10 protein-coding genes and 1 pseudogene are annotated in these 8,743 nt (G+C 35.0%); 5 read left to right on the top strand and 6 right to left on the bottom strand.

All coding sequences use genetic code 11. The features are described from left to right. Both V7164_RS02295 and V7164_RS02290 read right to left on the bottom strand, forming a co-directional pair. Nucleotides 1–744: DUF4179 domain-containing protein (locus V7164_RS02295; protein WP_335353327.1), on the bottom strand; the 744-nt coding region annotated here is incomplete at its 3' end. Between the two features lie 14 nt (nucleotides 745–758). Next, on the bottom strand, nucleotides 759–1,316 hold the full coding sequence (locus V7164_RS02290; protein ID WP_335353326.1) for a sigma-70 family RNA polymerase sigma factor: 558 nt from the start codon (nucleotides 1,314–1,316) through the stop codon (nucleotides 759–761). Between the two features lie 514 nt (nucleotides 1,317–1,830). On the opposite strand from V7164_RS02290, the gene V7164_RS02285 reads away from it, so the two are divergent. Next, nucleotides 1,831–2,106, top strand: a complete 276-nt coding sequence (locus V7164_RS02285) for a transporter (protein ID WP_289314799.1) — start codon at nucleotides 1,831–1,833, stop codon at nucleotides 2,104–2,106. A 75-nt stretch (nucleotides 2,107–2,181) separates the two neighbouring features. Beyond that, the gene (locus V7164_RS02280; RefSeq protein ID WP_335348354.1) at nucleotides 2,182–2,673 is read left to right on the top strand and encodes a hypothetical protein; all 492 of its coding nucleotides are present in this window, start codon (nucleotides 2,182–2,184) and stop codon (nucleotides 2,671–2,673) included. 160 nt (nucleotides 2,674–2,833) lie between these two features. Here the strand turns inward: V7164_RS02280 and V7164_RS02275 are convergent, their stop codons facing one another. Further along, nucleotides 2,834–3,430: a dienelactone hydrolase family protein gene (locus V7164_RS02275; RefSeq protein ID WP_335353325.1), complete on the bottom strand. Its 597-nt coding sequence runs from the start codon at nucleotides 3,428–3,430 to the stop codon at nucleotides 2,834–2,836. 171 nt (nucleotides 3,431–3,601) lie between these two features. Between V7164_RS02275 and V7164_RS02270 the strand changes: the two genes are divergently transcribed. Together V7164_RS02270 and V7164_RS02265 are read left to right on the top strand one after the other, a co-directional pair. Continuing rightward, the gene (locus V7164_RS02270; protein WP_335346028.1) at nucleotides 3,602–5,239 is read left to right on the top strand and encodes an MBL fold metallo-hydrolase; all 1,638 of its coding nucleotides are present in this window, start codon (nucleotides 3,602–3,604) and stop codon (nucleotides 5,237–5,239) included. 18 nt (nucleotides 5,240–5,257) lie between these two features. Further along, nucleotides 5,258–5,491 (top strand): DUF3006 domain-containing protein, encoded by a 234-nt coding sequence (locus V7164_RS02265; RefSeq protein WP_335346027.1) that lies wholly within the window; start codon nucleotides 5,258–5,260, stop codon nucleotides 5,489–5,491. Between the two features lie 141 nt (nucleotides 5,492–5,632). Here V7164_RS02265 and V7164_RS02260 read toward each other — a convergent pair whose 3' ends face one another. The 3 genes and pseudogenes from V7164_RS02260 to V7164_RS02250 all read right to left on the bottom strand — a co-directional run bounded on the left by V7164_RS02260 (nucleotide 5,633) and on the right by V7164_RS02250 (nucleotide 7,708). Beyond that, complete coding sequence (locus tag V7164_RS02260; RefSeq protein WP_335346026.1) at nucleotides 5,633–6,478, bottom strand: AraC family transcriptional regulator; 846 nt, start codon at nucleotides 6,476–6,478, stop codon at nucleotides 5,633–5,635. Between the two features lie 447 nt (nucleotides 6,479–6,925). Beyond that, a pseudogene (locus tag V7164_RS02255) lies at nucleotides 6,926–7,018 on the bottom strand (DinB family protein); the annotation flags it as partial. 120 nt (nucleotides 7,019–7,138) lie between these two features. Next, nucleotides 7,139–7,708, bottom strand: a complete 570-nt coding sequence (locus V7164_RS02250; RefSeq protein ID WP_335348281.1) for a hypothetical protein — start codon at nucleotides 7,706–7,708, stop codon at nucleotides 7,139–7,141. A gap of 371 nt (nucleotides 7,709–8,079) precedes the next feature. On the opposite strand from V7164_RS02250, the gene V7164_RS02245 reads away from it, so the two are divergent. Then, nucleotides 8,080–8,592 (top strand): DUF3231 family protein, encoded by a 513-nt coding sequence (locus V7164_RS02245; RefSeq protein ID WP_335353324.1) that lies wholly within the window; start codon nucleotides 8,080–8,082, stop codon nucleotides 8,590–8,592. Nucleotides 8,593–8,743 lie beyond the last annotated feature (151 nt).

Below are 8,743 nucleotides of genomic sequence, written 5' to 3'. Positions count from 1 at the left end.
AGTTAATATCAACTCTTCTACCGTCACTTTCTGACCATCCTCTAGTGTAATATACTTATTAATTGGTATTGATTTCTTTTCTGCCATGAGTTTTTCACCGGATGCAGTAAATTCAAAATTCCACTTTCCTTTTATTAATTTCTTTGAATCACTTCGTTCCAAATTATTAAAGTCTATTTTAATCTGTTGATTATCTTGAAGATTAATATTTTTTATATCCGAAGCCCAAAAATAATTCACTGCTGAATTGGTTATTTCTTTGGGGCCTCCACCTCCCCCGAGATCTGATTTCTTACCATTTATATAAACTCCTATGTTTGAATACCAATTATAAGCTAAGTCACTATCCGATAAATCTGTATGGAATGTACTACTAATAAGGAGTTGACCTTCATCTAGTATTATTTCATTCAATGTCACCTTCACTCCATTACTTTCTACCGATTCTCCAATGACTGTTTTATAATCGCTTAATGAATCTTCTTGCGAATAGACAAATTTCTCTAGTGCGCTTCCGATTATTGGAATATCCGCTAAAGTATAATTTGTATTCATCCCTAAAATTGTTATGACTGCAAGCGAAGCTGCTACAGCAAGAATCCTTCTTTTATTACCCGATCTACTCTTTAACTTTGCCTTTATTCTTTTTTTTGTAGCCTTCTTTTCGATATCCGTTAATTGGCCACCTTCAAATTCTGATAGATTAATTTTTTCATCATTTAAACGCTCAAATAAGTTTTTCATCTATTCACCTCATTCTATTTTCCACTAGCTGAATTACCTTGAAATAATGACCGAAGCTTTTTTCGCCCACGGGACAAACGATTATAAAGAACGGACCTTTCTAAACCCGTTTCATTCGATAATTCATCGATATTTTTGTCTTCAGCATAATGTTTGATGAATAATATTTGATCTTCTTTCTTTAAGTAACCGAGCATTTTCTCAGTAGTGCTACTTAACATATTTCTTGTTACATGTGCTTCTACGTCAAATGGACTTTCTACCATCTCATCATCGATATCTTTTTGCTCTAAATATCTTTGGTATTTTCTTTGATAATCAATTGCCTTGTATTTTGCAATAGCTGCAATCCAATTTTTTAGTGAATTTCTACTTTGGTCATATGAATGAATATTTTCCCAGATAAGAAGTAGTACATCATCCAAACATTCCTCTTGAATAGATTCTAAATTGTACAAGTACTTTTGGATAACTTTCTTTATCAAACCTCCGTAACAATCGATGATATAGTATAAAGCTTTTTCATTTCTTTTTGTTAACTGTTGTACAACGTTACTATCGTTTATTTTCATCTATTTCCTCCCTGTAAGTGTCCCCCTACACTCCTTATTACGTAATCATTGGCCCTATTTCTATCAAGAAATTCTATTTTTTTAACTTTTTTGTTATTATGTATAGATTATTTTTTTCCTTAGCTCATAAAAGGAAGGATATCATTGATATATTTAGTAATAACAGACCTCGGCAATTTAATTTTATTCTATTTTTCATTCAACTAAATTGTACTATAGTCGAAAACAGGCACTAACCATTTCAAGAAAAGCAACCAATTTTATTGGAATTCTGCTTATTCAGCAATCTGTCCCAATAATGAAAATAGGCGCTTTTCCTTGTTCCAGGAAAGCGCCTTTTAATGGAATACCTATAATAAGTTCCTAACCCGAAAATCACTTAATTCTTCTTGAACTAACGCTACCCATTAGTTTAAGTACATTACTTCACAATCTTTAGTTTTCGCGTTAAATAATCCTTTTACTTCTTCTCAACATATAATGTTGAGACCCTAACTAAAAGGAGTGAAATCACATGAGATATTTCCCACGCCAGGGGACAATGAGTCCACAATCCCCTCCTCCAACATTCATACCACCAAAACCTTCTGTGTCCTATATCGTCGATTGTCTATATCAAAACACTTATGTATGGCTTATAAATGGCAGACAATTTTGGTTTTACCCTACTCGTGTGGAATATGGAGAAGTCTCTGGATATAGATGGAACGGTGCTTTCTGGCAATTCTACGGTATTGACCCAAGACTTATAGATGCTGTTGCCTGCCCTCCTATCCCTACATTATACTAAAATCCTTCAAAAGCCTTATCTCGAATAGTCTCAAAATAAAAGATCGTCCCTATCTTTTTATTTTGGAGGTATTGTATGACGAATTTTTATTCATTTCATGGAACTGTCACGGTGATTAGTGAATTTTTCACAGGTCAAAATGGTAAAAAAGAAGGTTGTTATAAATTATTTACAATAGAAAATGAATTGGGATCAATAGTAAATTTCGTGGTTTCACCCTCAACTTATTTCGTTGACCATGAAATGGTCAGAGTAGGAGATCGCGTGACAGGATATTATGATGGAGATTTACCTGCTATTCTTATTTACCCTCCACAATATCAAGCGCTTGTCATGGTAAAAGATAACCCAAATCAGAATGTAATAGTTGATTATTTTAATAACCAATTGGTGAGTAGTGATGGACAATTACAATTAAATTTATCTCCCTATACCCAAATATTATTAACGAATGGGCAACTCTTTTCAAGATATCCAGCGAACCGAGATTTAATTGTTTTCTATGGACCTGCCACAAGAAGTATCCCTGCTCAAACCACACCCTATCGTATAATTGTTTTATGTTGAGCGCATTATTATTTCAACCAGCAATAAAAATAGGTATTTAAAACTCGTTCAGTTTTTGGCGAGTTTTTTATTATATTTTGTTCTTTCCATAACCCTATAAAATTAATATTCCTTATTCAACTAAACTGCACCTATAGTTGTATAACATCCTTGTTTTGAATTAATGTTTCTTTAAGAAGTTTAGCATTTCATTGAAAGCGTTTTGGGATGATTTTTCATTATATTTTGTAGAGTATGGGTCACTAAATCCGTGTTGTCCAAAGTATTTATATGTCTCGATATTCTTCTTCTTATCCAAATTTGATAGTAACTCATCCACACTAAAGGATTGTTCCTCTTGAGGAAAGAATAAAATTATAGGACATAGAGGCACTATTTGTGTGTAATTCCTAATTCTTGAACCATAATATCCCACAACCCCATCAAGACACTCTTCCTCACTACACAACCAAGCAACAGTTGCCCCAACACTAAATCCAATAATATATATTTTTTGGTATTCATTTTTAACACCTAATAATAAATTCTTTATTTTATGTACAGCGATAGAGAACCCTACATTCTCTATAAAATTCAAATAAGCAATCTTCTCTTCAGAATAATCAAATGCTTGTTCTCGTTCTAATAAGTTCGGACAGATAACGTCAAAGTCTTGTTTTGATAATAAATCACAAAAATTTTTTATATGTTGATTAATACCATAGATTTCGTGTATCACAATAATCAAATTATCTGATTCTTTTAGTATCTGAAGCATTTTATTCCCCTTCAAAGTGATTCTACAATCATATAATCAATAGAAATTATATCATTAAGAGTTAAAGAGTTTTATTGTTTGAAACTGGATTAAAATCCCTGTTCGATATACCCAATTCCTGTAGTATCATTAATTTTGGTTTAAAGACTAAATCTATCATGGGGGAAAACAATGAGAAAAGTAGTTATGTTGTTATTAGCAGCCGTATTGTTTTTTTCTTTCGCGGGATTTCAATCATATGATGCACATGCTGCAACCCGTGTAATGTGGGGAAAAACAGAGTTAAAGGCTGGCCAAATCGGCAAAGTGACGGTCTTATCAAATACAGATTTGGTCACTTTAGATGCGAATGGTTCACTGAAGGCTGTTCGTACATTAAAAGCTGGAGAAGAATATCGTGTTTACAGCTATAAAAGCGCACACGACGGATTGTATGGCGTAGGGGGCGGACAATATATCCAAAAGAGCTCCAAAATAAAATACGAAACGCCTTCAAAAGCAAAATTAGCACTGCTTGAACAACAATCGTCAACTCCACAAAATACTGTTACTCCTGCTGGGTCCACCAAAATTATGTGGGGGAAAACAGAATTAAAGAAAGGCCAAATTGGAAAAATCACAGTTCTCGGCAATACACCAGTTTACGATGTAAATATGAAACTGGTAAAAACACTAACAAAAGGCGAAGAATTCCGGGTATATTCCTATAAAAGCGCAAATGGAGGAATGTATGGGATTGGCGGAGGACTTTTTGTAAAGAAAGATTCATCTATTAAATATGAAACACCGTCAAAGAGTAAATTGGCTTTATTGGATATCGTAAATAATAAGCCGTTACAAGTTCATTTTATCAATGTAGGGCAAGGAGATTCTATTTTAATCCAAACTTCAAACGGTAAAAGTATGCTTGTTGATGGTGGGGCAAAGTCAGCCGGAGATGAAGTGGTTAGCTTCTTGAAAGGTAAAGGAGTAACCAATCTTGATTATGTAGTTGCTACTCATCCAGATGCCGATCATATCGGGGGATTAATTTCAGTCCTTAATACTTTTCAAGTAAGTAACTTTGTAGATTCTGGACAAGCACATACGACTCAGACTTACTATGATTTATTGTCATTGGTTGATGCCAAAAATATCAATTATGTGATTCCTAAAGCTGGAAGTACGATTAATCTGGATTCTCATCTTGGGTTAACTGTATTGAACGCTGCTGAAGCTGGAGACGATAACAATGAAGCATCGATTGTGCTGCGCTTAACCTATGGAAACATTAGTGTCTTGTTGATGGGCGATGCTGACACTGCCACAGAACAAGAAATTATCAGTCGCTATGCTGTTAAATCTACAGTATTAAAAGCAGGACACCATGGTTCAAATACAAGCAGTTCTGAGACATTTATTAATGCTGTTAAGCCTGCTGCAACAGTCTTATCATATGGTTATGAAAATTCATATGGCCATCCTCATCCGGAAGTTGTAAGCCGTCTGAAGAGTGCAGGATCTTTACTATACTCTACTGTGTTTTCTGGTAATATTACCATGAGCACAAACGGGTTGACCTATTCTTTCAACACTAAGCCATGGAATGGTGTCACAATAACGCCTACTCCTGTTCCAGAACCACCTGTAACTACTCCTGAACAACCAGCAGACCCAGGTTTAGGAACATATGTAATACCGGGAGCACCTACATCATTTAGTAACTGTACGGCAATGCGGGAATACTACCCAAATGGTGTAAAAACTGGCCACCCAGCCTATGCTGCCAAACACGATCGCGATAATGACGGATGGGCATGTGAGCGTTAAAAAAAGGAGTTGCTTTGAATGATCCAATATACTCTTGATCGCTTTGAAGAATCATTTGGAGTTCTTTTAAAATATCCTAATGAGGAAGAACAACTTCTTGTCCCTAAAAAAGAACTCGAGGAATTTAGAGAAGGAGATATTTTATCAGTGACAAAAAATGATGATCAATATTCGATTTCTCTGCTTAACGATGAGACGGAAAAAATGAGAAGTAAGGTTAATGATTTAATTAATAAATTGAAGAATAAATAGCATCTCTTCGGAGGTGCTTTTTGTTTTCCTCATTACCTTTAAATACAAACCATCTATCAAAATTAAAATCCATTTGATGATATATTAATGGAAATTCTATCTGTTGCATTCCTTTCTTTTTCCATTTCAGCGTATATGAAATCATTTAGATATAACAGGAACCCAAAGTTCATGGCTTGGTTTATGCTTCGGACCGTAATAACATTCAATGCATGGTAAATTGGCCAGTTCATAGCCAGAAGTTGGAACCCATTCTGTATAAAGTCGTTTCCACGCATCAACTATATTCGGAAAAACAGCCCAGGTACTTGCAGGAATGATAAGGATTTCCATATCACTTGGAGGTTCCCCATCATATCGTACTCCCATAAAGTAAGTAAATTCATCGTCGGTTATTGCTGCTTCCCTACCACAAACTCCTAAGAGGCTTTCAAGTGTACATTTTGGATTTTCCCATGCCATATCTTTTAGTTCTTGCATAAACCCATCTTTCTTTGCACTGCTCCAAAGCGTTGGAATGTTTTTAAATGCCCTACTCGTTTTAACAGGCTTACCTTTTCCAACAATTCTTAATTCATAATCAAGATTTTCAATTCTGTAATCCAATTCAGTATCTCCTTTTATTGAAATTTGGAAAGAAATCTTTGGAAAGGCTTTTAATTGCACCCCTTTATTTCGGGCTTCAGAGGGTTTTATTCCATGTGTCTTTTGAAAAGCACGAGAAAACGAGTCAGCAGACCAATAACCGTACTTAATTGCTATATCAATAACCCGAATATCACTTTTTTGAATCTCAAAAGCAGCAAGTTTTAGTCGCCTGCTTCTAATATATTCTGAGAGTGATATACCAGAATTTGATGAAAACACTCTTGAAAAATGATACTCCGAACAATAAGCAACTTGTGCAATCTTTTTATAATCAATCTCTCCGTCAAGATTAGATTCAATGTAAACCAATGCGTTATTCATTCTTTCCAGCCAATCCATATTTTCATTCTTTCACTTTCACTTTCACTTATAATATATTTATAAGAAAAAGGAATTTAATATCCCACATTTTATGCACCAAGATGTCGGATATACATGACTCTCTAATCAGATTAGTTCTATTATCATTAGGAGTTTTCCTTCTTGAACTAAACTGCGTCGTTACTTTAAGTACAAGTTTCACAAACTCGCCTAAACTTTCGCCTAGATATCTAGGTTTTATTCAACAATCTGGCCCTATAATGAAAATAAGCGCTGTTCCTTATTATAGGAAAGCGCCCTTTTCTTGAATAAACAAAAAGCTGATATTAACTGGTATTATTCAATTAAAAATCCTCAACTGTTATTGATTAAGGAGTATAATCATTCTTGTCCCTTGTAGTAGAGTAACTGCGTTCATGCCGGTGACCTATGACTTTTTAGCGAGTATTGGACGAGAAACTTAATTCATTGGGCTTCCTCGTCGGCCGAGGGGCCGTAGATGCCCGGCACCGGAATATCGAGAAGCCGCAAATAAACCCCGAGCTGCGCCCGGTGATTACAAGGGGTACACTTTAAATCGAAGAACCTTTTTTCAATACCTTCAAAACTAAGTCTGACCCTCATTATGTCAGTCTGTGCAAGAGAGTTAATCAAGGCATGTAGGGTAAAAGGTAACATTCATCCACTACTTGCTGATCTTACCTTTCGTGAAACCGAACGATTTTTATCTATCATTGATATGTTTGAGACTAGTTGCGATCTTATTGTAGTTAACGAAGTTAATACACCGTAAATATAGAGAAAACCCTTGTCATAATCCTCGGTGAACTTATCGTACAATAAGGGGTTACGCTTCACGATGTATTGTGCCAAGTGGTTCATACTTTTCTCCAATGCCTTTAAACCTATAGACAAATCATCTTTGATATTTTCTAACGATGTCTTTATATCATCTGACAATGTGGTAGGTACCTTTAATTGGGCTAAAGTCATGGAATTTTCAGCAAGCTTCTGTTCTGCCGATAAGGCAATATTATATAAGCTTTCCTCTCCCATTACTCTGTCCAGTTTATTCAATGGCCCTATACTAGAGTAGATTAAATCAAGGATCTCTTTTTCAAAGTTCAAAAATACTTGCTGTTGTGAATCATTCTCTATTTCAGCTAATGGAATGAGGAGGGGGACGAAAATAGAAAAACAGAATAATACCAAGATGATTACATACTTATGTACCCAACGAAGTATCATAATTTGATTCCCTCCCTATTTTTATTATGCTCCGAATCAATGATTAAATGTACCCCAAGAACATTTACATTCTCTTCAACAAATTTCAACATAAATATCCATTTAATTAAAAAAAGAGTTACTCCACAATCTGGTCCTTTACTGGAATAATTAATTAGCTTCTATTAGCTGGTTTTGCGGAATAAGGAAAATGATACATTTTCAAACAGGATTCCTGATCGAACTTTAAACAATTAGACATTTTTATTAATGATCGAGCTTTATTTCGAAGCCACAAAATAATGAATTAATAAGCTGCGAAAGGAGAATGATAAGAATATGTGCTTTGGCGAAAGGAGGCACTAAATTTGAATTTGATTAGGAGGATTACAATGGGAATTTTAAGTGGAAATCCAACAGATGAACCTATGCATTATGGGGAGGTATTTAGCACCTGGTCCTTTCTTTTAACGGCTAAAGGGGCAATTGCTGGTTATCAAACTCACCAAAACCATGCAGGTGATGAAGATTTAAAGAAATTGCTTGAGGAAGCCATTCAAGGAGGACAACAAGAAATAAAACAGATTGAAACTTTATTAAAAGCAAATGGAGTTGGATTACCGCCAACACCTCCGGAAAGACCTAATGCTTGTTTAGAGGATATTCCAGTTGGAGCACGGTTTGCAGATCCTGAAATAGCAGCTGCTCTTTCAATGAGCATTGCTGCAGGATTAGTAGCGTGCAGTACAATAATGGGGCAATCAATTCGAGAGGATATTGGAATGATGTTTGGGCAGTTTCATATTCAAAAGGCAGCACTTGGAGCTAAAGTTCTTCGTCTAAATAAAGAAAAAGGATGGCTAGTTCCACCTCCTTTACATCATTATAAAGCAGAAGATTGTTAGTTAATTTATAACTGGTATAAGGGGAGGAGAAACTTTATTCTGCTCCCTTTTTATTTATAAAGCAACTCGTACTTTTCATAATATTAATTGATTATTATCCCCTTTTAAATTTACTCGCTATTCTTCACAGATTGTTATTCAACAATATGGC

The organism is Bacillus sp. JJ1474 (genome assembly GCF_036965225.1).
Lineage (GTDB): Bacteria > Bacillota > Bacilli > Bacillales > Cytobacillaceae > Cytobacillus.
This window is presented reverse-complemented; position numbering and strand designations above follow the sequence as displayed.

Excerpts from the sequence above, each read along its gene's own strand:
- V7164_RS02290 (WP_335353326.1), bottom strand. The coding sequence starts at position 1,316 with ATGAAAATAAACGATAGTAACGTTGTACAACAGTTAACAAAAAGAAAT.
- V7164_RS02285 (WP_289314799.1), top strand. The coding sequence starts at position 1,831 with ATGAGATATTTCCCACGCCAGGGGACAATGAGTCCACAATCCCCTCCT.
- V7164_RS02280 (WP_335348354.1), top strand. The coding sequence starts at position 2,182 with ATGACGAATTTTTATTCATTTCATGGAACTGTCACGGTGATTAGTGAA.
- V7164_RS02275 (WP_335353325.1), bottom strand. The coding sequence starts at position 3,430 with ATGCTTCAGATACTAAAAGAATCAGATAATTTGATTATTGTGATACAC.
- V7164_RS02270 (WP_335346028.1), top strand. The coding sequence starts at position 3,602 with ATGAGAAAAGTAGTTATGTTGTTATTAGCAGCCGTATTGTTTTTTTCT.
- V7164_RS02265 (WP_335346027.1), top strand. The coding sequence starts at position 5,258 with ATGATCCAATATACTCTTGATCGCTTTGAAGAATCATTTGGAGTTCTT.
- V7164_RS02260 (WP_335346026.1), bottom strand. The coding sequence starts at position 6,478 with ATGGATTGGCTGGAAAGAATGAATAACGCATTGGTTTACATTGAATCT.
- V7164_RS02250 (WP_335348281.1), bottom strand. The coding sequence starts at position 7,708 with ATGATACTTCGTTGGGTACATAAGTATGTAATCATCTTGGTATTATTC.
- V7164_RS02245 (WP_335353324.1), top strand. The coding sequence starts at position 8,080 with ATGGGAATTTTAAGTGGAAATCCAACAGATGAACCTATGCATTATGGG.